We start from the raw sequence: 26,142 nt of genomic DNA on the forward strand, positions 1-26,142 counted from the left end.
ACATCCCGCCGGCTTGAACCGGCGGGAGGTCGAACGAACGCGCGAACTCACTGGCAGTACGTGGCGCGAGCGGTGGTGATGTAGATCTGCCCGGCCTTCTCCACCGGCATCTTCGCCGGATCGAAGGACGGATCGGAACCTGCCATGGCGTTGACGAACGTCATCAGATCCTGATCGGACGCACCCGCGGCGGTGCCCTGGCAGACGTACGCGCCGATGCTCAGCGCGATGTCCGGGCTGGACGGGGTGACACCCTGCTTGGCCAGCTCGTCGAGGAACTTCTTGTCCTTGTCGGTGAGCTTCGAGGTGTCCGCGGGCGGGACGGCTTCGGTCGGCACCGGCTGCGGACGCTCGGGCGCCACCGTCGTCGTGGGCTGCTCCGGCTCGGGAGCGGGCTGACCGGTGTCGGCGGGCGTCGACGCGGCCGGCGACGTCGTCGTCGCCGTCGTGGTGCGGGTAGGCGTCGACGGCGTGCTCGTCGCGGTCGAATCATTGTCGCCGCACGCGGCGAGCAGGCCGGTCGCGGCTATCGCCACAACCACGCCGAATACCTTTCCACGGGTCCGATGCATGAATTCTTGTCCTCGATCTGTCGCTGAGCGGGGGTCGGGTCGCCCCCCAGGCTAGCTGGTCTCACAGGCTGTGGACTTCCGGTCTGCCGTCGCGCACGGTGATGAAGCCGCCTTGGAAGTTCTGCTGGATGCCGTCGGAGAGGGGGAACTCGTCGCCGGTGGGGTAGCCGAGTTTGCCGTTCTCATAGCCGGCATCGCGCCAGGCGTCCAGCACCGGGCCGTTGCGCACCGCCCAGGCGCCCGAGACCGGGCTCCAATAGATGTTGCCGCCTTCGAAACGGCTGTAGCGGCCCAGGTCCTTCAGCGGCTGCTCCTCGGCGACGGGGAAGCCGAGTGGGCTGTTCTCGAAGCCCAGCTGGGCGTACTTGCCCAGGATCAGGCCCTGGACACGGTGCACGCCGGTGGCCTGGCTGTAGTAGAACGGACCGTTTTCGAAGCCTTGCACGGCGCCGTCGCGGCTCGGTGTCTTGATCTCCGGCGCGTTCGGGTAACCGGCGGGACCGCGTTCGAATCCCTGCTTGCCCCACTCGTCGAGGATCGCGCCGCGAACCATCTGCACGCCGGTCTGCGGCGTCCAGTACAGCGAACCGTGCTGGAAGGCCTGGAACCTGCCGCGCCCGTCCTCCAGCGCTCGCTCCTCCCCCGTCGGCAGCCCGAGCGGCCCGGTGGGGCCTGCCGCCGCCTGGTAGCCGGCGCCGAAGAAGCCGACGGGGTGCGCGCCGCTGTCCGGCGTGTAGAAGACCCGGCCGCCTTGGAAATCCTGAGCGGTGCCGCCCGCCGCCGCGTACTCCCCGGTGAGGCATTCCCCGAGCCAGGTCGCCGCGGCGGCCACGGGGCCGATCGCGCCGCCCGCCTGGCAGGCGGGCTTGCCCTGATCGACGCCCAGCGCGGAGGCGGCCTGAGTCCAGGACTGACGCATCTCGAAATCCCAGTACGGCCAGGAATGGGTGCCGGACGGGCGATAGTTCACCTGCGCCGGAATGGCCAGCTTGGACAGCTTGGTCACGAAATTCTGCGAGGTGAGACGGGACAGGATCTCCAACCCCATCCCCGCTACGTTCGTACTCACGCCGGGGATGCCAAGGGCTTGGTCGTAGGGCCCGATCGCGCCACTGCCGCTGGAGATGTAGAGGCTCACGCCGCGCAGCTTGTCGGCCAGCATGTACGGGTCGTGCGCCTCCCATTCCGGGCCCGTCTGCGGGCCCCACATGGCGGCGGCGTTGAAACCGCCCGCGTCGCGCATGGCGAATTCGATGGCTTGCGGCATACCCAGCGTCGTCGTGGTCAAGAAGCCGGAGTACGAGGCGGCGTGCCGCACGAAGCCGGGGTTACGGGCGGCGAGGAGCATCGCGGCCGTGCCGCCCATCGAGAGGCCTTCCATCCCCCGTACGGGCGTCGCGCGCCAATGACTCTCGAGCAGCGGCGGAAGCTCCTTGGTGAGAAAGGTCTCCCACTTGTAGGTGCGGCCGTTGTCCGACTCGAGCCAATCGGTGTAGAAGCTGGACTGCCCGCCGACCGGCAGCACGACGGTGACGTTCTTGTCGGCGAAGAATTCGACCGCCCCCGCCTCTTTCGTCCAGCCGTTCTCGTCGTCGGTCGCGCGCAGGCCGTCGAGCAGGAACAGGACGGGGAACCGGGCCTCCGGCCGGGCGTTCCAGTCCCGCGCCAGCAGCAACTGCACCTGGATCGGCACACCCATGGACGGCGAGGTCACCCAGAGTGCGACGCGACGATCGCTGAGCCACTGGACCTTCTCCAGCGCCGGCGCGGCCACAGCCGCCGTGGGCTCCGCGCCCGCGGGCGCCGCGACGGACGCGCTCGCGGCTAGGGGGATCACCAACGCGGTGGCGAGCAGCATGAGCCGCTCGCGTGCCGAACGAGCGACGAGACGCCCGCGTATGCCACAGCTACCGCGCGTAATCCCTGTCACAGAAGCTTTGTACTCCCGTTATAGCGACGATTACGGGAGACACGCGCTGCCCAGCAAACTATGTTCGCCCGCGCGCGATCATGGCTGCCCCCGAACGCAATTCAGGCCACACCGAAGCGGTGCGGCCTGAATGCGAAGGGGTGATCAGATCACCAGGCGCCGGTGGCGTCCAGGATCATGTTGCGCGAGGCGAACAGCTGGCCCTCCCAGTACTTCCAGGAGTGCGTGCCTGCGGCCGGGAAGTCGAACCGGGCGGGGATGCCCAGCGAGCTCAGGCGAGCCTGGAACGCGCGGGTGTTCACCAGCGACAGGGCCTCCAGCGCCATCGCGTTGCCGGTGTTGAACACGCCGACCGCCGAGTTCGGCTGGTCGAACTGACCCGGCAGACCGCTGGCGGCCGAGATGTACATCGGCAGGCCGCGCAGCTGCGGCGCGAAGACGAACGGGTCCATCCGCAGCCACTGCGGGCTCCACGGCGCGGCCATCGAGTCGACGTTGAAGCGGCCCGCGTCCAGCATCGCGATGCGGATCGCCTCACGCATGCCCGGCGCGGAGATGTTCAGGTAGCCCGAGTAGGAGGCGGCGAACTTGAACTGGTCACGGTGGTAGGCCGCGAGAGCCAGCGCCGCACTACCACCCATGGACAGGCCGACGACCGCGTTGTTGGTGCGCGAGACGCCGTAGCCCTCCAGGAAGGCCGGGAGCTCCTTGGTGAGGAAGGTCTCCCACTTGTAGGTGGTCTTCTGGCCGTTCAGGTTCGACGGTGCGTACCAGTCGGTGTAGAAGCTGGACTGACCGCCGACCGGCATCACCAGGGTGATGTTGTCGTTGCCGAACTGCTGCAGCGCGTTGGTCTCGAACGACCAGGCGTTGCGGTCGTCGCGGGCGCGCAGGCCGTCGAGCAGGTAGAGCGCCGCGTTGCCGCCACGCGCGGCCCACTGCACCTGGACCTTGATCGGGCCCATGCTGGAGGGGACCATCAGGTCCTCGAAGCCACCCGCGGGCGCCCGCAACACCGGCGCGTGCGCCGACGGCGCCGCGGTGGCGAGCGTCGGGGTCGCCAGGCCTGCGGCGATCGGTAGCGCCAAAACGGCGGCACCGACTGCCAGAATTCGACTACGCCAACCGCGAGCCGCGCCTCGCCGTACCGACTGTGTTCTCTTCGGCGCGGCCGCCCTGCCGAAACGCATGAATCCTGCTCTCTTTCTGCTGTTGTGGTGCCACTCGCCGCCCGAGGGGCGAAGCGGCACCCGTGTTGCCAACGAGACACGCGTCACGGACATGGTCCCGACAATCCGATACCCATGACGGCGCTACAACGATCTGGTCACACTTGCGCTCGCTGGACGATATTCGACGGCCCTCGCTTTAGCAAGATCCGTGGTCTTTCCACTGGCGAAATCCGTCCGTTTGCGCAAGGTAATGATGCGGTGACCTTATCGCGTTCTCGTGGTGATGTCGTGTTGGAACGCAAGATATTCGCGCCCCTGGCGAGAACTGTCACCGGTCCGAGATCTTCGCAATCCCGGCACCGCCACAGCGCTCCGGCTCCCGGACGCCGCACCTGGAAGGCGGGACCCCTACCCGCCCAGCCCGTGACCGAACCGAGATGGGAACCGAGATCTGCCGTGATAGCCACGGCGACGAACTCGAGCAAACAGCTCTCAACTCAGACGACCCTACAACAGCGATCTTTCAGCAAATGCACCGGAGGGTTGTCGCCACCGCCTCCACCCCGGCAACCGACTCCAAAGCCCGTAGCCCTCGGCCAGGAGCCCACCGCAAGATCCGGACCACGCCCTCCCGCGAACAACGGCGGTCGCCCCACAAAGCGCACAAATGTTCCCTCGGGCGCGCGATAAACCGCAAGATTCACCCCTATATCCCGGCCGAGTGCGAGTCTTACGAGCACCGTTCGCGGACTCGTGGCCGAGTGGACGAAGCGCATGCGCCGCAGGCGCGAGTCTCGTCCGCTCGGGCACGAGCCATAAAGGGGCCGCGAACACGCGGGGCCGCAGACCGACCCGGCCGCCGCGGATTCGACTCAGCCGATGTTCGCCGACATATCGGGGATCATTCGCATGGCCTCGTCCGCCCAGTTGTTCCAGGCGTGAATGCCGAACGGGGGGAACGAGTAGACGGCGTTGCCGCCGCCCAGGGTCGCCATCCGGACCTGGAACGCGCGCGTGTTCGCCAGCGCCAGGGTCTCCAGACCCATGCCGTTGAGGGTGCTGAAGCTCGGCGGGTCGGTGGCCGAGGGCAGGCCGCTGGCCGCGGCGATCCACAGCCGGGTGCCGTTGCGGACCAGGTTGGGCGCGAAGACGAACGGGTCCATCCGCAGCCACTGCGGGCTCCACGGCGGCGCCATCGAGTCGACGTTGTAGCCGCCCGCGTCCAGCATGGCGGCGCGGATCGCCTCACGCATGCCCGGAGCCGAGTTGTTCAGGTAGCCGGAGAACGAACCCGCGAAGCTGAACTGGTCCGGGTGGTAGGCCGCCATGGTGAGCGCCGCGCTGCCGCCCATGGACAAGCCGAAGGCGCCGTTGCGGTTGGGGTTGAACCCCAGCCGGTCGCGCAGCGCCCAGCGCAGGTTGTTGGTCAGGAAGGTCTCCCACTGGTAGCGGTAGCTCTTGCCCGGTCCGCCCGCGAACCCGTCCAGCCCGCCGGAACCGGTACTGGAGCCCGCGCCGGCCGGGATGCCGAAGAACTCGCTCGGCGCGAGCCAGTCGGCGTAGAAGCTCGACATGCCGCCGACCGGCATGACCACGTTGATGTTCTGGCTCGCCAGGACCTGGGGGATGTTCGTCTCGATCTCCCAGCCGTTCAGCGTCTCCGGCGCCCGCATGCCGTCCAGCACATAGACGACGCGATTGGTGTTTCCGTCCGCGGCGCGCAGAATCCGGGTCTTGATGGGACCCATGCCGGAGTCGACCCAGAAGTCGAATGCCGCGGGGTCGAACGCCGCCGATGCCGTGGCGCCGGCACCGCCGATGGCCGTGCCCAGCGGCAACAGCATCGCTACGGCGACGCCGAGGACGGACCGTCGCAACCACGAACCGGATGTTCGAGACCTTCCGGGCCCGCGCTTCCTGCGCGCACTACGCATCACATTGGACCTTTCACTCGGGCGGCCTAGTCGGCAAACTGCTAGCAATCTCCACCGGTCACTCACGCGGCAGCAAGCCACAGCGTCCACCGAGAAACGGACGAATCGAACTCGGTGCATGTTGAACGGGTATCAATCGACAACGAATGCCTTCATGTTGCTGGATGGTGATCCAGACCACAACTACCGAAGCCGTTTTCTCCGCATATTCGTTCGCTAAGTACCCGCAGTGGACCCGGTAAACGCCGAAAGACCGCTCTGCGCCGGTGGCGCGGAGCGGTCTTTCGTCGCTGTTGCCGGGTTACTACCCGATGTTCGCGGACAGATCCGGAATCATCCGGTAGACCTCGTCGGCCCAGTAGTTCCAGTTGTGCACACCCACGGCCGGGAAGTCGTAGGTGACGTTGTTCGCGCCCAGGGTGAGCATGCGAACCTGGAAGGCGCGGGTGTTGGCCAGCGCGAGCGCTTCCAGACCCATCGCGTTGAGCGTGTTGAAGCTGACGCCGTCCGCCCCGCTCGGCAGACCGCTACCGGCGGAGACCCACAGGCGCGTGTTGTTCGCCTTCAGGCGCGGCGCGAACACGAACGGGTCCATCCGCAGCCACTGCGGGCCCCACGGCGGCGCCATCGCGTCGATGTTGTAGCCGCCCGCGTCCAGCATGGCCACGCGCAGCGCCTCGCGCATGCCCGGCGCGGAGATGTTCAGGTAGCCGGAGTACGAACCGGCGTAGCGGAACTGGTCGGGATGGTAGGCCGCCAGGGTGAGCGCGGCACTGCCGCCCATGGACAGGCCGAACACGCCGTTGCCGTTGGGATTGAACCCGAGCCGGTCACGCAGCGCCCAGCGCAAGTTGTTGGTGAGGAAGGTTTCCCACTTGTAGGTGCTGGTCTTGCCAGGGCCGCCCGCGGAACCGGTCAGCAGACCGGAACCCGAGTTCGCCGAACCGGTGGAGGACGACCCCGCGCTGCCGAGGCCGAAGAAGTCGCTCGGGCCGTTCCAGTCGGCGTAGAAGCTGGACTGGCCGCCGACCGGCATGACCACGTTGATGTTCCACTTGGTCAGCTCGCGCACGACCTCGGTGTCGATCTCCCAGCCGCTCAAGTCGGTGCGCGCCCGCATGCCGTCCAGCGCGTACACCACGCGCCCGGTGTTGCCGTCGGCGGCGCGGAAGACGCGCGACTTGATCGGCCCCATTTCGGAATCGACCCAGAAGTCGATGCCGTCCGGATTGAACGCGGCGGAGGCCGGGGCGGCAGGGCCTGCCACCGACACCCCGAGCGGTAGCAGAACGGCCAGCGAAACCAGCATGGACCGCTTGAGCCAGGAACCTGCTCTTCGAGTTTTCAGACGACGCCCGATCACGCCTCGCATCAGTTTCAACCTTTCGTTTCACAAGCGACAGCGGCAAGCCGTCCACACGGTAACCCGCCGATGCCCACGACCCGTGGACGCCAGGCCGGGCATACGGTCGTAGCGTATATCGGTATCGACACGGTGGCGTTACCAAAAAGAGATAAAGCGAGGTACGCCACTCTGTCTACCTCGCACAATGGGGCTGCTGGGCCCACCGTGTCCGATGGGCCCAGTGTGATTTCAGGGATCAGCGAGGCGCGACCTGTTGCGGAAACGGATCGACCAGTCCGCACCGCTGGATCTCGTACTTCGGCACCCGGTCGATGCGGTACTTCGCGAACCGCAGCGCGTTGCGCACGTTGTGCCGGAAACGCTCGAAGGTGAGCGGATCGCGGTACGAGATCATCAGCGCCTGGGTGTCGGGGCAGGACATCGCGGTGCGCGCCTGGGTGACCCACTTCTCGTCCAGATACCAGGGCATCCACGGCTTCTTGTCCACCATGCCGGTGTCCACGACGACCCAGTCCGGGTACAGGCTCTTGTCATGCCCGATCCGGCCGTCGGTGAGCCGATCGGTGTGCGCGGCCAGCGGGTAGGCCAGGCCCATCGGATCGATCACGGGCACGTCCAGCGGTACGTTCATGCTGGTCATCCCGAGGTTCAGGAAGTAGACCGTGTGCCCGGCGCCGCCGGGAGGTATCGGCTGGGGCGGCGGAGCGATGTACCAGAACATGAACGACGGCGAGTTGAGCAGCAGACCGCCGTTCGGACTGTTGGTGATGTCGTCGACCATCGCGCGGATGCGCGGATAGTCCAGGTAGTCCTCGGCCAGGATCGGGTGGTCGTGCCCGGTGTTGAGCACGTAGTAGACGCGCTCGTCGACGATGCCGGTGGAGGTGATCTTGGTGCCGGTCTTGATCGCGGTGGTGTCGGCCGCGAACACCGCCCAGCCCGCGACCGCGACGAACGCGACGGCGATCGCCGCGAGGGACCAGTCGGCGGAGGTCGCGGCGCGCACCCCGCCCTGCGGCACCCGGATCGGAATAACCGCGACCGGCAGCAGCAAGAGGAACAACTGCGGCAGCAGCATCCGGCCGTGCATGAAGTCGCCGCCGACCCGCAGCGCGTACACGGTGAGGAGGAACCCGCTGACCAAGACCAGCGTGACCACCGCGCCCGGGGAGCGCAGCCACTCCCGCACCCGCCGCACCGACCAGCCGCGTGCCTCGTCACCGGAGGTACGACCCGCCCGTGTGCGTGCGGCGAGCACACCGGCGACCAGCAGCACCAGCAGCGGCGCCCACAGGAAGTACGGACCGACCAGGTCCCAGAGGTAAGTGAAGCCCTGCCCCCATTTGGCGCCGCCCGCGTCCTTCGCGACGGCGGTGTTCGGGTAGGGCAGACCGTAGTAGCCCATCCGCCAGATCTGATAACCCAGCGGAACCAGTCCGGCCACCGCGACGATCACCGCGCGCAGCACGATCGGCCGCAGCCTGCTCTCGGGCATCGGAGCGAAGAAGATCATCAGCAGCGCCAGCGCGCCGACCAGCGTCATCTCCGGACGGATCAGCGGGGCGAGTCCGGCGAGGAAGACCAGCCCGAGCAGGCCGGGCAGGCGCACCGATTTCGCCTGGCTCCAGCGCATCAGCTGCCACCACAGCAGGCCGATCCAGCAGATCACCAGGCCACTTTCCAGGCCCGATGTGACGTAGTCGCGGGCGGGCGGCAGCGCGATGTAGACCAGCACGCCCGCGGGCAGCAGCAGGCCGGTGCTCGTCCCGCCCCACAATCGCGCCGAACCGAGCATGGCGAACACGACCGCCGCGAGCGACACCGTGAGCGCGACGCCGAGCACCACGTACTCGAGCCGCGCCTGGGTCAGCCAGCTGAAGAACCAGACCAGGTAGGTCCACGCGGTGCTGGTGTTGGTTTCGACCCGCTCGCCAGCGTTGAAGACGGGGCCGTTGCCCGCCAGCAGATTGCGCACGGTGCGCAACACGATGAGACCGTCGTCGGCGATCCACCGTCGCTGCCAGCCTCCGACCGCGAAAAGGACAACGGTGAGCGCGATCCCACCGACGAACGTGGCTTCGGATAGACGCGCGAACCGCGACGCGGAGCGGGCCTGCGCATCGGCAGGCCGCTCCGCCGCGTATTCCGTTTGCTCCGCTACCAGCATCTCGTCAGGTGAGATAGACAGCGACACCTACCGCTCCGATCCAGGCAATTGCGAGGAACTGCAAGACGCGGTCCCCCAGCGCGATCTCTTCCGGCTCCCCGGCCTCGCCGCCGTCGACGTCGACCGCGTAACGCAGGATCGCGATCGTGAACGGGACCATCGAGATCCCGAACCAGTTGGTGTCCTTGATGCCGTCCTGCTGGAACGCCCAGAGACCGTAGAACACCACGACCGCCGTCGCGGCCAGCGTCCAGATGAAACGCAGGTAGGTGGGGGTGTAGTACTCCAGCGACTTGCGGATCTTGGCGCCGGTGCCCAACGCGATCTGCAGTTCCGCGTAGCGCTTGCCCGCCGCCATGAACAGCGAGCCGAACGCCATGATCAGCAGGAACCACTGCGACAGGTCGATGTCCGCCGCCGCGCCACCGGCCACCGCGCGCAGCAGGAAGCCGGAGGACACGATGCAGATGTCCAGCACGGCCTGATGCTTGAGCCCGAAGCAGTAGGCCAGCTGGATGCCGATGTACACCGCCATCACCACGGCCAGATGCCACGAGGCGAGGAACGATCCCGCGATCGACCCGGACAGCAGCAGCGCCGACAGCAGGTAGGCCAGGTTCACCGGGACGACGCCCGCGGCGATCGGCCGGAACCGCTTGGTCGGGTGCGCCCGGTCGGCCTCCACGTCGAGCGCGTCGTTGACCAGGTAGATGCCCGAGGCCGCCATGCAGAACGCCACGAACGCGATGCCGACGTGCGCGAGCACGTCCACATCGGTGACGGTGCCCGCGGCCAGCGGAGCGGCGAGCACCAGGACGTTCTTGACCCATTGCCGCGGACGGACTGCCTTGAACAGACCGCCGGCCAGCGTCTTGGGCGGGCCCTTGACTACCGCCTCGGCCAGGTCGGCGCCGGTCGGCTCTTCACTCATGTCAACCAAGGCTCTTTCTTGTGCGGTCACTGTCGAGTCTCTTTTCGGCGGCGAGCAGGGCGGCGGCCGACGCGGCGCCGAGCGCGGAACCGGCGAGCACGTCGGTGGGGTAGTGCACCCCGAGGACCACCCGGGAAAGCAGCATCGGGGGGACGAGCACCGCAGGCAAGGGTAGCCCGGTCAATCTGCCGAGCAACACGGCCGCCGCCGTCGTCGAGGTCGCGTGCGAGGAAGGGAAGCTGAGTTTGCTCGGCGTTCCCACGTTGACCTGCACCGACGGATCGTTCGGGCGGGGGCGGCGGACGATTCGCTTGATGACGATCGAGGCCGCGTGGGCGCCGACCGCGCCGACCGCGACCCCGGCCCACTGTCTGCGCCGCGGCTTGTCCACCAGCCAGCCCGCAGCGGCGATGCCTACCCAGCCGAGCGCGTGCTCACCGAAGTGCGACATGCCGCGCGCCGCGGACACCACGGCGGGTTTGCTGCCGAGGGTGGCCTGCACGGCGTTGATGACGGCGACCTCCCGCGGCGGCTGCTGTCCGGCCGTCTCCGGTCGCGCGGACACCGGGCCGCCGTGACCATTGGCGCTGTGCAACGGCGGCTGCGCCACCGCGTCGTCGGCGGCGCTCGCTCCCAGACTCACTGCTGCCCATCCTTCGTGTCGATGCCGAAGACCTTCTCCCACGCCGCGGTGCTGGTCAGCTGCGGGTGGGCGGCGCGGTAGCGCTGCTGCATCTCCGGGAAGCGGGCGGCCAGCTCCTTGCGCAGGCGCATGGCCTCCTTGAACAAGCCGAGCGCCTGGCGCGGGTCGCGCTTGCGGTAGACGACGCCGCGGCCGTCGGCCGTGGTGACGGTGACGCCGTCGACCTGCGAGAGCAGGAACCAGCGTGCGTCCAGAGTCGGGACGTTCAGCTGCGGGGTCTCGTGGTGCTCGGAGTGCGCGGGGCGGAAGTTGTGCACCACGCCCTTGGCCAGCCGGACCACCTTGGCGATCGGGTTGGCCGGCTCGCCGACCGCACCGACGCCGATGTGGCTGGCCAGCGGCAGTTCCGTGGAGGAGGGCAGGATCACCGCGTCCGGGTACTGCCTGCGCAGTTCGTGCACCGCGCCCAGCGCACTGGGCAGCAGCTGGAACAGTCGTTCCGGGCCGGCCAGGAAGTCGCGGATGGCGAGGTTCTGGATCGCGACCGTCGAGTACTCCAGGCACAGCAGGTGTTTCAACGTGGCCTTGATCGTGTTGACGACCATGCCGCGCCCGTTGCCCGGCAGGTGCAGCGAGGCCACGACCAGGCGATTGCGCAGGTGGAAGTACGCCTGCCAGTCGATGGCGTCGTCCTTGTCGCTCCAGGCCATGTGCCACACCGCCGCGCCGGGCAGAGTGACCGTCGGGTACCCGGCCGCGCGGGCGCGCAGGCCGTACTCCGCGTCGTCCCACTTGAGGAACAGCGGCAGCGGCTGGCCGAGCTCCTCGGCGACGCGGCGCGGGATGACGCAGGTCCACCAGCCGTTGAAGTCGACGTCGATGCGCCGGTGCAGCAGCTTCGAGTTGTCCCGGTCCTTGAGCGGGTACTTGGAGAAATCGTGGTCGTACTCGACGTTCGGCGCGGCAGTCCACATGAAGATGCCGCGATCGACGACCTCGCCCATGACGTGCAGGTGCGAGCGCTCCTGCAGGTTGAGCATCTGGCCGCCGACCAGCACCGGCGACTTGGCGAAGCGGGCGAAGGCCAGCGCGCGCAGGATCGAGTCGGGCTCGATCTCGATGTCGTCGTCCATGTAGACGATGTACTCGGCGTCGGTGGTCTTCAGCGCCTCGTACATCACCCGGCTGTAGCCGCCGGACCCACCGAGGTTGGGCTGGTCGTGAATGGACAGGCGGTCGCCCAGCGCCGCCGACGATTCCGCGAAGCCGGGTTCGTCGACGACCTTCTTGGTGCCCTGGTCCGGGATGATGACGGCCGCGATCTTCTCCAGCACCAGCGGGTCCGAACCGAGGGCGGCGAGGGTCTTCACCGCGTCGGTGGGCCGGTTGAAGGTGGGCATGCCGACCGCGATGCTGCCCTCGCCGGGCGCCTCGACCGGCGCGTACCAGCCGCCGGACAGCAGCGTGACCGCCGTGTCGGTGGTGATGTCGAACCAGATCCAGCCGCCGTCCTCGAACGGGGCCAGGTCGGTCTCGAATTCCACGACCACCGAGTCGGCGCCGGTCGCGACCGCGAATTCCTTGCCCTGCACGTGAATTCGCGAACCGTCGGCCTTCGAGCGGTACACGTCGACCCGGCCGTGGCCGGCCAGTTCCAGGCGCAGCACCACCGACGACAGGACGCTCCAGCGCCGCCAGTAGCTCGCGGGCAGCGCGTTGAAGTAGGTGCAGAACGAGACCTCGGACTCCGCGCCGATCGACAGCGAGGTGCGAGTGGCCGCGTGCGCGCGCCGGGCGTTGGTCGCCGATTCCTCGACGTAGAGCGTGCGCACGTCCAGCGGCTCACCCGGCCGGGGCAGGATGATGCGCTGCAGCAGCGACTTCGCGCGGGTCTCGGTGGTCATGTCTTCCAAAATGGATTGGGAGGTCATCGCGCTCCTAAGCCTCCTGGTCGACCAGCGGCGCGCCGTCGGCGAGGTGCGGTCGCAGCACATTGTCGAACATGCTCAGCGCGCTGCCGATCGCCATGTGCATATCCAAGTACTGATAGGTGCCGAGGCGGCCACCGAAGACGACCTTCGCGGCGGCGGTCTCCTGCTTGGCCAGCTCGCGATAGGCCAGCAGTTTCGACCGGTCCTCCGGGGTGTTGATCGGGTAGTACGGCTCGTCGCCGGTCTGCGCGAACCGGGAGTACTCCCGCATGATCACCGTCTTATCGGCGGGGTAGTCGCGCTCGGGGTGGAAGTGGCGCGGCTCGATGATGCGGGTGTAGGGCACGTCCGCGTCGTTGTAGTTCATCACCGAGGTGCCCTGGTAGTCGCCGACCGGAAGCACTTCGGTCTCGAAATCGATGGTGCGCCAGCCCAGCTCGCCTTCGCGGTAGTCGAAGTAGCGGTCCAGCGGGCCGGTGTAGACCACCGGCGCGTCCGGGCTCTCGGCGCGCAGCTGCTCGCGCACCTCGAACCAGTCGGTATTCAGGCGCACCTCGATCAAGTCGGAGGCGGCCATGTTCTCCAGCCACTTCGTGTAACCCTCGCGGGGCAGGCCCTCGTAGGTGTCGTTGAAGTAGCGGTTGTCGAAGGTGTAGCGGACCGGGAGACGGGTGATGTTGCCCGCGGGCAGTTCCTTCGGGTCGGTCTGCCACTGCTTGGCGGTGTAGTCGCGCACGAACGCCTCGTAGAGCGGGCGGCCGATCAACGAGATGGCCTTCTCCTCGAGGTTCTGCGCGTCCTTGGTCTCGATCTCCGAGGCCTGCTCCGCGATCAGCGCGCGCGCCTCCTCCGGCGAGAAGTAGCGGCCGAAGAACTGGGAGACCAGGCCGAGGCCCATCGGGAACTGGTAGGCCTGACCTTTGTGCATCGCGAAAACGCGGTGCTGATAGCCGGTGAACTCGGTGAACTGGGTGACGTAGTCCCACACCCGCTTGTTCGAGGTGTGGAACAGGTGCGCGCCGTACTTGTGGATCTCGATCCCGGTTTCCGGATCCGGCTCGGAATACGCGTTGCCACCGAGGTGGTGGCGCCGTTCGATCACCAGAACCCGTTTACCCAGCACGGTGGCGGCGCGTTCGGCAACGGTCAGCCCGAAGAATCCGGAGCCGACGACGATCAGATCGAACTGTGAGGCGGAATGGACGGAGTTACCCGGGGACGATGCGACGGTCACGGGAGCCCAGAGTATCGGAAGTCCCCGCCACGTCCGGGTGGAGTCGGAACTGTGCTCACCGGCACCGCTCGGCGTACCCGTTTTCACGCCATCGACCTCGGCATTTCGCCGGGCGCGCTCCAGCGTCTTCCGGCCCGTGCTCAGGCCGGGAAACCGACGTCGAGCTCGACCTTGTCCCGTTCGCTGTACAGCTTCCAGTAGTGGTCACCGAGCTCGTCGCCGGTGATGCGGACTATCTCGAGACCCTCCGGGATCACTTCCGGATGCTCGTCGACGATCTGCGCGGCCTTGCTGCCGTCGATCAAAGCGCCGATGTTGAGCAGTCCGACGTAGACGCCGGTGCCGCGCAGTTCCACCTCGAGTTGACGCAGATAGCCGCGCTGCGCGGCCAGCGCGATGCCGAAGTTGGCCAGGTAGGGCGCCACGAAGTGCTCGGACGAGCCCGACGAGAACAGCAACGCGCCGTCGCCCCGTTCCACCATCTTCGGCGCGAGCGCCCTCGTCACCAGGATCGGTGAGTGCACTTTCAGCGCCATCGGCGCATCGAGGGAAGGTATGTCCACCTCCAGAGTCGAGGGCAGCCGGTCGCCCATGTCGCCCGCCGCGCCGTGCATCGCCGCGTCGATCGGTCCGAAGGTCGCTTCGATCTCCGCGATCACCCCGTTGACCTGCGCGGCGACGGTCACGTCCGCGGGAAAGGCGGCGGCCTCGATGCCTTCGGCCGTCAATTCGCCGGCGTGCCGCCGCGCCTTCGCGGGGTCGCGCCCGATGACGGCCACCCGGAACCCTTCGCGCCCGAATCGGCGGCCCGTGCCGACGCCGAGGCCGGGTCCGTACCCGAAGATCGCGATGGTCTCGGACATTGCCACTCCTGATTAAGTTGAGCGATGGTTCAAGTTCACCGTCGACAATAGACTAAGTTGAACCCTTGCTCAACATATGTGCGCGCGCCGGATTTGTAGGATCGGGCCGTGGACAAGCCGTTGCGAAGCGACGCCCAGCGCAATCGGGACGCGCTCGTGACCGCCGCGCGGGCAGTCTTCACCGAACGCGGCCTGGACGCCCCGCTCAAGGAAATCGCCGCGCGCGCGGGCGTCGCCATCGGCACGCTCTACAACCGGTTCCCCACCCGCGACGACCTCATCGCCGCCGCGGTCGAGGACCGGATCGAAGCGGGCAGTCGCATCGCCGAGGACGCGCTGGCCATCGACGACCCGTGGGAGTCGTTCGTCTACCTGGTCGAGCAGGTCTGCGCGCTGCAAGCCGCCGACCGGCTGCTCAGCGAACTGGCCGTGCGGTCCGCGCCCAGCCGCGCCATCGCGCAGGCCCAGGAGTACGGCCACGGCCTGATGCGCCGGATCATCACCCGCGCACAGGAGGCAGGCGCGCTGCGCGCCGATTGGGTACTCGAGGACATCGCCTTCATCACGTGGTCGCACACCAGAATCGTCGAGGCGACCGGTCACATCGCACCCGAAGCCTGGCGTCGCCATCTCGGCCTCGTACTCGACGGCCTGCGCGCGGCAGCGGCCCATCCGCTGCCGGTGCCCCCGATCACCGAGGACCAGTTGATGCACGCGCTCGGGCGCGACGACCAGGACTAGTGGGCCGTTACGTGGGCCGAGTCCGCGCAGAGCGAACTCTGAACGCACGTCAGTGTGGCGGTCGCGACTGCGGTGCGGGTGTGTGCTGGCCGATCGGCAGCGAGCCCTACCGCTCCGTCCCGACAGAAATCGAGCCGAGAGCGACACACGCACAGAGCAATGAACGGCTCTCGACGACCGGACGACCGGCGGCCGGTACGCACGCATGCGTACCGGCCGCCGGATGGTTGTTCGCTACAGCCGCTGTTCGGCGTAGACCTTCATCGCGTCGCGCACGAACTCGGCGGTGCCCGCGCCGTGCACGTCGTAGTTCTGCGCGAAACGCGGGTCGGCCACGTACATCTCGCCCAGGTTGACGAACGCCTCCTTCACCACCGGACGCCCCTGCCAGCCGATGCCGATCCAGTCGTAGTGGCGCTGGACGATGGCCTGCACCTGCTCGGCGTCGGGCGCGAGCCCGTCGGCGCGCGCTCGGCCGTAGTCGGCGGCGATGTCGAGATGGGTCTGCTGGAAGGCCTTCTTGTCCGCCTCGGATATCGAGCGCCACCAGCGGTCACCGCTCTCGTAGGCGTCCTTGCCCCAGCGTTCGATCACCTCGTCCTTGTACTTCGTGTGGTCGAAGCCGTCGAAAACTTCCGCAGCCACGAGTTGTTCACCTCTTTCCGTCTTGTGCAGCGTGGTTTGCACCGACTCGATCTGCCGCCGGATCCGATCCTGTTCCTGCCGTAGCAGTCCCAGGTGCGTACGCAGCGCGGCGGCGGTGTCCTGCTCCCCCGCAAGGACTTCGGCGATGACCGGAAGGCCGAGGCCCAGCTCGCGCAGCAGCAGGATGCGCTGCAACCGCACGAGGGAGCCCTGGTCGTAGTAGCGGTAACCGTTGGCCCCGATCCGGCTGGGCGGCAACAGCCCCAGCTGCCCGTAGTGACGCAGCGTGCGACTGGTGGTACCGGCCGCTTTCGCCAGATCCTGAATGGACCATTCCCCGGTCCCCATCACCTGTCCCTCCACCTTGCTCTCGTCGGTGTAACCAGCTTGCAAGTTGACGCTACGTCAAGGTCAACTGCTTTCGCGGGGAAGTTTCACCTCGACCGAAATACCGGTGTGGGCCCGGCCCCGGACAAGCGCAGGCTCAGGACGAGCCGGGGCTTTTCGGCGTGCCGACCGTCCGGTCGAGCGGGACGTCGCCGAGAGCGGTCCCCGGACCGAGTTGCCGCTCGAGTGCCCGCGCGGGGTTGCGGCCATCCCCGCACCGTCCAGCGTGCTCACACCATCGGCCGCGGCGGCTCCAACCGGCTCAGCCGCACTGCCGGATGCACCACCACCAGGCAATCCCGCAACGTCGGCCGATCAGCCGCCATCGGTCGCGGCAGCTCCTGGCCGAGGTGTACCACCGGGTCCGGCCACGCCGGGCGCAACCACACCGGCGGGCGCACTGGCACCGGGCGAGTTCGCACGACCGAGCGCGCCGGCCTGATCGGTTGCACGAACGCCACCGACTTGGGGCGAAGCGATCCCACCGGACGCAGCAGCGCTGGGCAAAGCCGCGCCGCCAGGTGGCGCGCCGGGGGGAACGGCCTGCGATTCAGCCGCTTCGGGAACCTCTTGCAGCATGCGGGAGTAGTCCACGACCTGCGCGCCCAGTGTGGGCGTCACGATGATGACGCCGTTGGTGTACATCCGGTAGGTGCCCGCACGCTGCGGCAGGATCATCTCCGGTCCGAGGGGCGTACCGATACTGCTCGCGGCACCGCCGATGCGTCGGTACTCGGCATCGACAGCTGATTCGGTGACCACCGCCTGCGCACGCGGATCCACCGGCGAACCGGGGACAACCACAGCCTGCGCACGCGGATCCACCGGCGTGCCGGGGGTGACCGCCGCCTGCCCGCGCGGATCCACAGCTGCGCCGGGGACGACCACAACCTGCGCACGCGGATCCACCGGCGTGCCGGGGGTGACCGCCGCCTGCCCGCGCGGATCCACAGCTGCGCCGGGGACGACCACAACCTGCGCACGCGGATCCACGGGGGTACCGGGGGTGACCGCCGCCTGCGCACGCGGATCCTCGACCGGCGCGGTGGTGACCAACTCCTCCGGCGCGGGGCCGACGTCCAGGGTGTGAATGTCGGTGGGTTGTCCGCCGCCGGGCGCGGCGGAATATTCCGTCCGCAGGATCCGGCCGTCGCGCAGCAGGACCGCGCCTCTCGTAGCCACGACGGCGGCCGCGGTCCGCGGATCTTCCTGCGCGGTACCGGAATACCTCTGGCAGGCGGTCGTGTCGCAGGTCTGCGCGTACGGATAGCGCTGTTCGGCGAGGGCGTAGGAGCGCGCCGCGATCGCCTGGGCCCGCAGCGCCTCTGCCGCGCCCTTGTCCGCCCAGTTGGGCTGCACCTCGGCCGGGACCACGCCGAGCAGATAGTCCTCGACGTCCACCTGGTTGACCGTGCGGGCCGCGCCCTCCTCGAGGGCGAGGCCCAGCGCACCGCGATACGCCGGACCACCACACAGCGTGAGATGTTCCGCCGCAGGGCGGTTGGGCCGGGGATCGACCGGATGGATCCAAGGGTCGTCGGTCAGCGCCTGCCACAGCACAGCACCGTCGCAGCCCACCGTGACGACCACGTTCGCGCCACCGCCGGGCAGCGCCGTCAGGTGCGCCGCCTGGCCGGGCGCCACCTCCCGGCCCGCCACCCGCGCACCGGCAACCGCGAAGACGTCCAGCGGCGAGTCGTCCCTGGCTTGGAGGCGAACCCGGACGGCCGTGGGTCCGACGGTGGCGAGCGTCGCGCCGGGGTAGTAGTGCGCGAGGATGTGTTCGGCTCCCCACCCCGCCCGGGCGTTGTCGAAAGCGCCGAGCTGGCTCATGCCACGCCCATGCCCGGGCCCGGCCAAGGGGTGATACGGAGCATCGACCGGCCTGCTCGCGACGGCGAAGAACGCGCTGGCGATCAGACCGACTCCGATCAGCATCGCGGAAGCCGGTCCGGTGCGCCGCAGCTTCCTTCCTGGTCGCTTGCCGCTCGCCCGGCGTCGAGAAATCGTTTTCACCAGCATTTTCCCGCCCCCCGCAGGCGCACATCAGGATGCATGAGTTCGCTCCCAGGGTTTCCAGGGCCGGTAGTTATCCACCTTTTACACAAGTTTTCGAGACGCGCTAGCAATCAAGCAGCTACATTCAGGCAATCACATAATCCTCAACCAGAGGTTTAGCCGTGTGACAAATGTGGCTATTGTGACCATTGGTACATCAGGAAGTAACTCGGAATCCCCCGTGATCACTGGTTCGACCTGATTGGAGACGCTCGTGCGGTACCGCAAACCGAAACGTTCCTACGTGCTCCCGGTTGTCACCACCCTCGCGGTCGCGGCCCCGCTCGGCACGCTGACGCTCAGTGATTCATCCGACTACCGCACCGCCACCAACAGCGAACCGGCCGCCGTCCCGGCCGAACTGGCCGAGGTCGCACTCACGCACGCGCCCGATATCGTGTTGCCGCTGCGCGAACTCACCGGACTGGCCCTGCCTGATCTGCATCTTTCCGATCTGCGCATGCTGCGGGCCGCCGCGTCCATTCCGATTCCCGACGGACCGCTACCACCGGGCGCGCGTCAACCGGAAGGAATACGACTACCCAGCTCGAATTCCGGCCAAACCTCCGAACCGGAATTCGATCCGAATCCCACGCCCGATCATCCGAATTCCCCTGCTCAGCCGATTTCCGAACGCGCCACCGGCAGTGTGCGCTTCATCGCGGATCCCGCCCGGCTGCAGCCCGGCACCACTCCCGACACTCCCGCGCTGTCCCCAGGCGCCGTGCCTCCCGAACTGATAAGCCAGGTGGGGGCCCAGGTGAAAGAACTCTCCAGCGACACCTCGTTCAGCATGGTCGCCCTCACCGCCCGGGAGCTGACCGACACCAAGGCCACGATCCGGGCCCGGCAGCCCGACGGCACATGGGGGCCCTGGTACGACACCGAACCCGTCGACACCCACCGCACCGACCGCTCCGGCCCCGGCGCGACCGACGGCACCGAGCCGATCTACGTCGGCGACACGACCGCGGTCCAAGTGCTGGTCACCCGCAAGCAAGCGACAGCGGGCACGATCCAGCCGGTGGCGCAGCCTGTCGCGACCGACCCGGGCGATCCGGCCCGGCAACCGGCCGCACGCTCCGACGACTCGGCCCAGCAAGTCGCGGACCTGACCGCCGTCCTCATCGATCCGGGCCGCGGCGCCACCGACGGAGAACTGCGCGACGTCGCCGCGGCGCTGCCCGGCGGCGGGCCCAGCGTGATCACGCGCGCCCAGTGGGGCGCCGACGAATCCATCCGCTGCGACGAGCCGACCTACGACGACACTCTCGGCGGCGTCACGGTGCACCACACCGCGGGCCGCAACGACTACAGCAAGTCCGAGTCGGCGGGCATCGTCCGCGCGATCTACACCTATCACGCGAAGACGTTGGGCTGGTGCGACATCGGCTACAACGCGCTGGTCGACAAGTACGGCCAGGTCTTCGAGGGACGGTTCGGCGGTCTCGACCGCCCGGTGCAGGGCGCGCACGCGGGCGGGTTCAACGAGAACACCTCGGGCGTCGCGCTGATGGGCAACTACGAGTCCGAGCAGCCGACCGAGGCGGCGATCGAGGCGATCGGCGCGTTCGTGGGCTGGCGCACCAAAGTGGCCGGGCTCGACCCCAAGGGCTCCACCACGATGGTGTCCGAAGGGACCTCCTACACCCCGTACGCCCAAGGCGAGTCCGTGCGGTTGCCGGTCGTCTTCGCGCACCGCGACGTCGGCAACACCACCTGCCCCGGGGACGCCGCGTACGCGCTGATGGATCGGATCCGCGATATCGCCGCCGGCGCTCCGGGCGCGCCCAGCGGCGGCGACAGCCCGCCCCCGGCAACCGGCGAGGTCGACGTGTCGGCCCTCGCGGCACTCACCACCAAGTTGCTGAACATGGTGCAGGACAACATCATCGCGAAGCACTGGTCGCAATCCGGCGGACCGAACGGCCCGCTCGGCGCCGTCCGGTCGGACGTGCTGCCCACCGTGCAGGGCCAGCAGTACGCCAAGTTCTCCAACGGCTACGTCTACACCGCGGCGGACGGGCAGGTCGTCGAGGTGCTCGGCACCATCCTGGACCGCTTCCTGCAGCTCGGCGGCGACACGGGTGTGCTGGGGCTCCCCCTGCACAATGCCTACCCGGTCCCGGACGGCCTGCGGGCCGACTTCGAGCACGGCTCCCTGATCCTCAACCAGCTCACCGGCCTGGTCACGACGGTGTGGAAGACCTACAACGACACCTACCGGGAGGAGATGAGCCGCAACCCGGTCGCGGCGCAGGTGAGCGCCCCGATCCCGCCCAATGCCCCGGCTCCAGCAGCCCCGGCAAAGGCGGCCCCACCGATCGGGAATCCAGCCGCCCCGGCAAACGGAACTCCAGCCGCCCCAGCGAACGGAACTCCAGCCGCCCCAGCGAACGGAACTCCAGCCGCCCCAGCTGACGCCGCCCCGGCAAACGGAACCCCGGCCGCCCCGGCTCCGAACAGCGCGCCGATCCCAGACGGCGCTCCGGCCTCAGCCACCCCCGCACCGTCGAGCGGCATGGCACCCGAGGCGAGCCCGTTCCCCCAGGTACCGGGCGCACCCGCCGCGATCGGTACGGCCCGGTCGGCTCCACAGCACCCGGCCGCGGTACAGCCACCACACGGGGCGGCCCCGGCCGACGCCGCTCCCTCGCCATCACCCGAGGGCTGATCCTGGACAAAGTCCCCCGTGGACCCCACTCGGAGCTCGCCCACGCGCGGGCTCCGAGTTGTTCCGGCACCTTCGACCCGAGACTTCCCGGCCCGAAGACGTGGCTACCGCAACACGACTCACACCCACCAACGTTCGAGGACGCGCGCGACGCCGTCGTCGGCGTTGGATTCGGCGATCTCGTCGGCGGCGGCCAGCGCCTCGGGGTGCGCATTGCGCATCGCGACGCCGTGACCCGCCATGGTGAGCATGGGGACGTCGTTGGGCATGTCGCCGAACGCGACGATGGTCGACTCGTCCACGCCGAGCCGCTGGGCGACCACCGCCAGGCCGGCGGCCTTGGTGATACCGGGCGCGGACAGTTCGATGAGCCCGTGCTCGGTCGAATAGGTGATGTCGGCGCGCTCGCCGATCAGCGGAGCGAGCACCGCGCGCATGTCCGAGCTGCGCGCCCCGGGCAGCCGGATCAGCATCTTGATGGCGGGCGCGTCGATGACCTCCTCGCGGGCGACCGAAGTGTCGTCCGGGTTGAGCCAGGCGTGCTCGTACTGGGGCGAGCTGACGAATTGCGGTGTCACCGCGTCGTGCGCGCTCTCGCCGACGCGTTCGGCCGCGAGACCGCAGCCGGGCAGCGCCCGCTCGGCGACGTCGGCGAGCCAGGCGAGCGTCGGCACGTCCAGCGTCATGCTGACCAGCACCCGGTCGGCGGCGCTGTCGTAGATCACCGCGCCGTTGCCGCACACGCACAGCGGCGCGTAACCCAGGCCTTGCACCACCGGATCGATCCAGCGCGGCGGACGCCCCGTGGCCAGCACGAACGGAACACCGTCGGCGATCAGGGCGCCTACGGCCGCCTTGGTCCGCGCGGAGACCCGCTCGTCGTGATCGATGAGCGTGCCGTCCACATCGGTGGCGACCATCTTCGGCTTGGGCAGGTGCAGGGGCGTCACCCATCCATCCTGCCGGACAACGCCGAGTATCGCGCCCGGGCCCGTGGCCGGATAGGCCCCGGACATGCCCGGATGTCGGGTGGCACGCGCGCCGCCGACCACGTCCTTATGATCGGGGGCTAATACCGACGCTGGCCCGGCCAGCCGAAAGACCAGAGGACTGATGACCGGCTTCCTGCTACGACGCGCGCTCAACTATGTCGTGCTGTTGCTGCTGGCTTCGTTCCTGACGTTCAGTTTGGCGTCCCTGACGTTCCGGCCGCTGGACAGTCTCGAACAACGCAATCCGCGCCCGCCACAGGCAGTGATCGACGCCAAGGCCGAGGAGTTGCACCTCAACGACCCGATTCCGGAGCGCTATCTCACCTGGCTGGCGGGCATCCCGCACGGTGATTTCGGCACCACGCTGGCCGGACAGCCGGTGAGCGAGGAACTGCCGCGGCGGGTCGCGGTGAGTCTGCGGTTGCTGGTCGTCGGTTCGCTGGTCGGCACGGTGCTCGGCGTGCTGATCGGTGCGGCGGGCGCGATCCGGCAGTACAAGTTCAGCGACTACTTCACCACGGTGGTGTCGCTGCTGATCTTGAGCACGCCGGTGTTCCTGCTCGCGACGCTGCTGAAATACGGTGCGCTGGAGATCAACTCGCTCGCCGGGTCGCAGATCTTCCTGTATACCGGCGAGACGTCGGCGAACAAGATCGAAGGCTTCGGACCGCAGCTGCTCGATCGCGTCCAGCACCTGATCCTGCCCACTGCCGCGCTGGCCCTCGGCGCCATGGCGGGCTACAGCCGCTATCAGCGCAACGCCATGCTCGACGTGCTGCAGAGCGATTTCATCCGCACCGCCCGCGCCAAGGGGCTCACACGCAGCAAAGCACTGTACAAACACGGTTTGCGCACGGCGCTGATCCCGATGGCCACGCTGTTCGCCTACAGTCTCGGCGCCCTGATCACCGGTGCGACCTTCACCGAGAAGATCTTCGGCTGGCACGGCGTCGGTGAGTGGCTGGTCGACTCGATCAACGCCCAGGACCTGTACGTCGTGGTGACGGTGACCGCGTTCGCCGGACTGGTCGTGCTGGTGTCGGGTCTGCTGTCCGACATCGTGTACGCGATTCTCGATCCAAGGGTGCGTGTGGGATGACGGAAGCCGAGATCATCGTCCAAGGCGCCCCCGAGGTCACCGCGACCGGGCGGCGCAAGCTGGTGCTGCGGCGCTTCCTGCGCAACAAGCCCGCCGTCGCGGGTGGACTGATCCTGATCGCGCTGTTCGTCGCGAGCTTCGCGTTGCCGCCCTTGCTGCCCTACGACTATCAGCAGCTGGACTACACCGCCCTGCTCCAACCGCCGAGCCCGGACCATCCCTTCGGCACCACGCAGATCGGTCAGGACGTGCTCGCGCAGACCCTGCGCGGACTACAGAAATCACTGGTCATCGGCCTGTGCGTCGCGTTACTGTCCACCACGATCGCGGCCACAGCCGGTTCGCTGGCCGGCCTGCTCGGCGGCTGGACCGACCGCGCGATCATGTGGCTGGTCGACCTGTTGCTGGTGGTCCCGAGTTTCATCGTCATCGCGCTGTTCGCGCCGCGCACCAAGGGTAGCGGTTCCATCCTGCTGCTGATCCTCCTGCTGTCGTGCTTCGGCTGGATGATCTCCGCGCGCATCGTGCGCGGCCTGACGCTGAGCCTGCGTGATCGCGAATTCGTCCGGGCCGCGCGGTACATGGGGGCGCCCACCCGCACGGTGATCCTCAGCCACGTCATCCCGAACATCGCCTCGATCCTGATCATCGACACCACCCTCACCGTCGGCTCGGCGATCATGGCCGAAACCGGTCTGAGCTTCCTCGGTTTCGGTGTGCAGCCGCCGGACGTGTCGCTCGGTTCGCTGATCGCCGCGGGGACGAAATCAGCGTTGACCTATCCCTGGCTGTTCCTGTTCGCAGGTGGTCTGCTGATCATCACCGTGCTGTGCGCCAACCTCGTCGGTGACGGCCTGCGCGACGCGTTCGACCCCGGCGCGAAGCGGGCACGGTCGAAGAAGAAGGCGAAAGCATGACTAGCGCAGGAACAACCGAGAAGACGGTCGAAACGACCTCGACCGCGCCGCTGCTGGAGATCACCGATCTGCGGGTGTCGTTTCCCAGCGAGGAGGGCCGGATCGACGCGGTGCGCGGCGTCACCTACACGGTGTCCGACGGCGAGGTGCTCGCCATCGTCGGTGAATCCGGGTCGGGCAAGTCGGTGTCTTCGCTGGCGGTGATGGGACTGCTGCCGGAGCAAGCGCGGATCACCGGCTCCATCCGGTTCCGCGGCCGCGAACTGCTCGGCCTCGGCGATCGCGACTTGTCCAAGCTGCGCGGCAGTTCCATCAGCATGGTGTTCCAGGACCCGCTGTCGGCGCTCACGCCGGTGTACCGGGTGGGCGATCAGATCGCCGAAGCCCTGCTGGCGCACGGGAAGATGGGCAAGGGTGAGGCCGCGAAACGCGCGGTGGAATTGCTCGACCTGGTGGGCATCCCGGACCCGGAGGTGCGGGCCAAGGCGTTTCCGCACGAATTCTCCGGCGGCCAGCGCCAGCGCGTGGTCATCGCGATGGCGATCGCGAACGATCCGGCGCTGATCATCTGCGACGAGCCGACCACCGCGCTGGATGTGACGGTGCAGAAGCAGATCCTCAACCTGCTGCGCAAGGCGCGCGACATCACCGGCGCGGGCGTCATCATGATCACCCACGACATGGGCATCGCCGCGACACTGGCCGATCGCGTCGCCGTCATGTACGCGGGCCGGATCGTGGAAACCGCCACCGCCGCCGAGCTGTTCAACACACCGCGGATGCCCTACACCGTCGGTCTACTCGGCTCGATCCCGCGGATGGACGGTCCGCCGCGGCGGCCGCTGATCCCGATCGTCGGCGCGCCGCCCGCCATGCACGCGCTCCCGCCGGGCTGCTCGTTCGCACCACGCTGCCCGGTGTCGATCGAGGAGTGCAGGGCGGCGGAACCTCCGCTGGAGGGAGTCGAACCCGGGCATACGGCCGCCTGCATCCGCACCACCGAGGTCGGCACCGACGAGCTGTTCGAGGCCTATCGCCGCGAGATCGCCGAGCCGGACGCCGAGGCCGAGGTGGAATCGGACGTGGTCTTGCGGGTTTCGAACCTGGTGAAGGTATTCCCGCTCATGTCGGGCGTGGTGCTGCGCCGTCGCAGAGGCGAGATCAGGGCGGTCGACGGCATCAGTTTCGAAGTGCGTCGCGGGCGCACCTTGGCACTGGTCGGCGAGTCGGGCTCCGGCAAGTCCACCACGCTCACCCAGATCCTCGATCTGGTCTCTCCGCAGGAGGGCGCCATCGAGATCATGGGCAGCGACGTCGCGTCGCTGAGCAAGGCGCGCAAGCGCGAGATCCGCCGGAAGATGCAGATCGTCTTCCAGGACCCCACCGCCTCGCTGGACCCGCGCCTGCCGATCTTCGACGCGCTCGCCGAACCGTTGCGCATCGACGGGCGTCCGCGGGCCGAGATCGCCCGTCGCGTACCGCAATTGCTCGAGCAGGTAGGACTGCGCCCCGAGCACGCCGACCGCTACCCCGCCGACTTCTCCGGCGGCCAGAAGCAGCGCATCAGCATCGCCCGCGCACTCGCGCTGGACCCGGAACTGCTGGTGCTCGACGAGCCGGTCTCCTCGCTGGACGTCTCGATCCAGGCGGGTGTACTGAATCTGTTGCGCGACCTGCAGACCGAGCGGGGGCTCTCGTATCTGTTCGTCTCGCACGACCTGTCCGTGGTGCGGAACCTGGCCCACGACATCGCCGTCATGTATCGCGGGAAGATCGTGGAATACGGCTCCGCGGAGCAGATATTCGCCGAGCCGCGACACGAGTACACCAGGGCGCTGATCGACGCGGTGCCGGTTCCAGCAGTCAGTCGATAGTCAGGAGAGCGC

General features: G+C 68.2%; 19 protein-coding genes. 5 read left to right on the top strand and 14 right to left on the bottom strand.

Annotated features, from left to right (window positions below; genetic code table 11):
- Window positions 1–47 precede the first annotated feature (47 nt).
- The 11 genes from NNI01S_RS08260 to NNI01S_RS08310 form a co-directional block, all read right to left on the bottom strand.
- The gene (locus tag NNI01S_RS08260; protein ID WP_245676028.1) at window positions 48–542 is read right to left on the bottom strand and encodes a DUF732 domain-containing protein; all 495 of its coding nucleotides are present in this window, start codon (window positions 540–542) and stop codon (window positions 48–50) included.
- 91 nt (window positions 543–633) lie between these two features.
- Window positions 634–2,430 carry an alpha/beta hydrolase-fold protein gene (locus tag NNI01S_RS08265; protein ID WP_063019154.1) on the bottom strand — a complete coding sequence of 599 codons (1,797 nt, stop codon included), beginning with the start codon at window positions 2,428–2,430 and terminating at the stop codon, window positions 634–636.
- Window positions 2,431–2,651: 221 nt separating this feature from the next.
- On the bottom strand, window positions 2,652–3,692 hold the full coding sequence (locus NNI01S_RS08270) for an alpha/beta hydrolase (RefSeq protein ID WP_084488634.1): 1,041 nt from the start codon (window positions 3,690–3,692) through the stop codon (window positions 2,652–2,654).
- Between the two features lie 854 nt (window positions 3,693–4,546).
- Complete coding sequence (locus NNI01S_RS08275; RefSeq protein ID WP_063019156.1) at window positions 4,547–5,608, bottom strand: alpha/beta hydrolase; 1,062 nt, start codon at window positions 5,606–5,608, stop codon at window positions 4,547–4,549.
- A gap of 304 nt (window positions 5,609–5,912) precedes the next feature.
- The gene (locus NNI01S_RS08280; protein ID WP_063019158.1) at window positions 5,913–6,980 is read right to left on the bottom strand and encodes an alpha/beta hydrolase; all 1,068 of its coding nucleotides are present in this window, start codon (window positions 6,978–6,980) and stop codon (window positions 5,913–5,915) included.
- Window positions 6,981–7,209: 229 nt separating this feature from the next.
- On the bottom strand, window positions 7,210–9,141 hold the full coding sequence (locus NNI01S_RS08285; RefSeq protein WP_084488635.1) for an arabinofuranosyltransferase AftB family protein: 1,932 nt from the start codon (window positions 9,139–9,141) through the stop codon (window positions 7,210–7,212).
- Between the two features lie 4 nt (window positions 9,142–9,145).
- Window positions 9,146–10,072 (bottom strand): decaprenyl-phosphate phosphoribosyltransferase, encoded by a 927-nt coding sequence (locus tag NNI01S_RS08290; protein ID WP_063019160.1) that lies wholly within the window; start codon window positions 10,070–10,072, stop codon window positions 9,146–9,148.
- Window position 10,073: 1 nt separating this feature from the next.
- Window positions 10,074–10,637: a phosphatase PAP2 family protein gene (locus tag NNI01S_RS08295; protein WP_063019442.1), complete on the bottom strand. Its 564-nt coding sequence runs from the start codon at window positions 10,635–10,637 to the stop codon at window positions 10,074–10,076.
- A gap of 74 nt (window positions 10,638–10,711) precedes the next feature.
- Complete coding sequence (locus NNI01S_RS08300) at window positions 10,712–12,646, bottom strand: glycosyltransferase (protein ID WP_063019162.1); 1,935 nt, start codon at window positions 12,644–12,646, stop codon at window positions 10,712–10,714.
- 7 nt (window positions 12,647–12,653) lie between these two features.
- Complete coding sequence (gene glf, locus NNI01S_RS08305; protein ID WP_063019164.1) at window positions 12,654–13,880, bottom strand: UDP-galactopyranose mutase; 1,227 nt, start codon at window positions 13,878–13,880, stop codon at window positions 12,654–12,656.
- 140 nt (window positions 13,881–14,020) lie between these two features.
- Window positions 14,021–14,743 carry an SDR family NAD(P)-dependent oxidoreductase gene (locus tag NNI01S_RS08310; RefSeq protein ID WP_063019166.1) on the bottom strand — a complete coding sequence of 241 codons (723 nt, stop codon included), beginning with the start codon at window positions 14,741–14,743 and terminating at the stop codon, window positions 14,021–14,023.
- 108 nt (window positions 14,744–14,851) lie between these two features.
- Here NNI01S_RS08310 and NNI01S_RS08315 point away from each other — a divergent pair, with 108 nt between their 5' ends.
- The gene (locus tag NNI01S_RS08315) at window positions 14,852–15,484 is read left to right on the top strand and encodes a TetR/AcrR family transcriptional regulator (RefSeq protein WP_157114651.1); all 633 of its coding nucleotides are present in this window, start codon (window positions 14,852–14,854) and stop codon (window positions 15,482–15,484) included.
- A 234-nt stretch (window positions 15,485–15,718) separates the two neighbouring features.
- On the opposite strand, the gene NNI01S_RS08320 is transcribed toward NNI01S_RS08315, so the two are convergent.
- Window positions 15,719–16,477 (bottom strand): MerR family transcriptional regulator, encoded by a 759-nt coding sequence (locus NNI01S_RS08320; RefSeq protein WP_063019168.1) that lies wholly within the window; start codon window positions 16,475–16,477, stop codon window positions 15,719–15,721.
- 354 nt (window positions 16,478–16,831) lie between these two features.
- On the bottom strand, window positions 16,832–18,454 hold the full coding sequence (locus NNI01S_RS33315; RefSeq protein ID WP_157114652.1) for a SpoIID/LytB domain-containing protein: 1,623 nt from the start codon (window positions 18,452–18,454) through the stop codon (window positions 16,832–16,834).
- Between the two features lie 334 nt (window positions 18,455–18,788).
- Here NNI01S_RS33315 and NNI01S_RS08330 point away from each other — a divergent pair, with 334 nt between their 5' ends.
- A complete protein-coding gene (locus tag NNI01S_RS08330) occupies window positions 18,789–21,248 on the top strand; it encodes an N-acetylmuramoyl-L-alanine amidase (protein ID WP_063917368.1) in 2,460 nt (819 codons plus the stop codon).
- A 119-nt stretch (window positions 21,249–21,367) separates the two neighbouring features.
- On the opposite strand, the gene NNI01S_RS08335 is transcribed toward NNI01S_RS08330, so the two are convergent.
- Window positions 21,368–22,168, bottom strand: a complete 801-nt coding sequence (locus NNI01S_RS08335; RefSeq protein WP_063019448.1) for a Cof-type HAD-IIB family hydrolase — start codon at window positions 22,166–22,168, stop codon at window positions 21,368–21,370.
- A 193-nt stretch (window positions 22,169–22,361) separates the two neighbouring features.
- Between NNI01S_RS08335 and NNI01S_RS08340 the strand changes: the two genes are divergently transcribed.
- Genes NNI01S_RS08340 through NNI01S_RS08350 form a run of 3 tightly spaced genes read left to right on the top strand, consistent with a single transcriptional unit; the run spans window position 22,362 to window position 26,130 of the window.
- The gene (locus NNI01S_RS08340) at window positions 22,362–23,339 is read left to right on the top strand and encodes an ABC transporter permease (RefSeq protein WP_063019170.1); all 978 of its coding nucleotides are present in this window, start codon (window positions 22,362–22,364) and stop codon (window positions 23,337–23,339) included.
- Window positions 23,336–24,256, top strand: a complete 921-nt coding sequence (locus tag NNI01S_RS08345) for an ABC transporter permease (RefSeq protein WP_063019172.1) — start codon at window positions 23,336–23,338, stop codon at window positions 24,254–24,256. The genes NNI01S_RS08340 and NNI01S_RS08345 overlap by 4 nt, the downstream gene beginning before the upstream one ends.
- Window positions 24,253–26,130: an ABC transporter ATP-binding protein gene (locus NNI01S_RS08350; RefSeq protein WP_063019174.1), complete on the top strand. Its 1,878-nt coding sequence runs from the start codon at window positions 24,253–24,255 to the stop codon at window positions 26,128–26,130. The genes NNI01S_RS08345 and NNI01S_RS08350 overlap by 4 nt, the downstream gene beginning before the upstream one ends.
- The last annotated feature ends 12 nt before the right edge of the window (window positions 26,131–26,142 follow it).

This window comes from Nocardia niwae NBRC 108934 = DSM 45340, assembly GCF_001613465.1.
GTDB classification, from domain to species: domain Bacteria; phylum Actinomycetota; class Actinomycetes; order Mycobacteriales; family Mycobacteriaceae; genus Nocardia; species Nocardia niwae.

Coding starts and splice junctions, on each gene's coding strand:
- NNI01S_RS08285 (WP_084488635.1), bottom strand. CDS start 9,141: ATGCTGGTAGCGGAGCAAACGGAATACGCGGCGGAGCGGCCTGCCGAT.
- NNI01S_RS08310 (WP_063019166.1), bottom strand. CDS start 14,743: ATGTCCGAGACCATCGCGATCTTCGGGTACGGACCCGGCCTCGGCGTC.
- NNI01S_RS08320 (WP_063019168.1), bottom strand. CDS start 16,477: ATGGGGACCGGGGAATGGTCCATTCAGGATCTGGCGAAAGCGGCCGGT.
- NNI01S_RS33315 (WP_157114652.1), bottom strand. CDS start 18,454: ATGCTGATCGGAGTCGGTCTGATCGCCAGCGCGTTCTTCGCCGTCGCG.
- NNI01S_RS08270 (WP_084488634.1), bottom strand. CDS start 3,692: ATGCGTTTCGGCAGGGCGGCCGCGCCGAAGAGAACACAGTCGGTACGG.
- NNI01S_RS08275 (WP_063019156.1), bottom strand. CDS start 5,608: ATGCGTAGTGCGCGCAGGAAGCGCGGGCCCGGAAGGTCTCGAACATCC.
- NNI01S_RS08265 (WP_063019154.1), bottom strand. CDS start 2,430: ATGCTGCTCGCCACCGCGTTGGTGATCCCCCTAGCCGCGAGCGCGTCC.
- NNI01S_RS08290 (WP_063019160.1), bottom strand. CDS start 10,072: ATGAGTGAAGAGCCGACCGGCGCCGACCTGGCCGAGGCGGTAGTCAAG.
- NNI01S_RS08280 (WP_063019158.1), bottom strand. CDS start 6,980: ATGCGAGGCGTGATCGGGCGTCGTCTGAAAACTCGAAGAGCAGGTTCC.
- NNI01S_RS08340 (WP_063019170.1), top strand. CDS start 22,362: ATGACCGGCTTCCTGCTACGACGCGCGCTCAACTATGTCGTGCTGTTG.
- NNI01S_RS08345 (WP_063019172.1), top strand. CDS start 23,336: ATGACGGAAGCCGAGATCATCGTCCAAGGCGCCCCCGAGGTCACCGCG.
- NNI01S_RS08350 (WP_063019174.1), top strand. CDS start 24,253: ATGACTAGCGCAGGAACAACCGAGAAGACGGTCGAAACGACCTCGACC.
- NNI01S_RS08300 (WP_063019162.1), bottom strand. CDS start 12,646: ATGACCTCCCAATCCATTTTGGAAGACATGACCACCGAGACCCGCGCG.
- NNI01S_RS08335 (WP_063019448.1), bottom strand. CDS start 22,168: ATGGTCGCCACCGATGTGGACGGCACGCTCATCGATCACGACGAGCGG.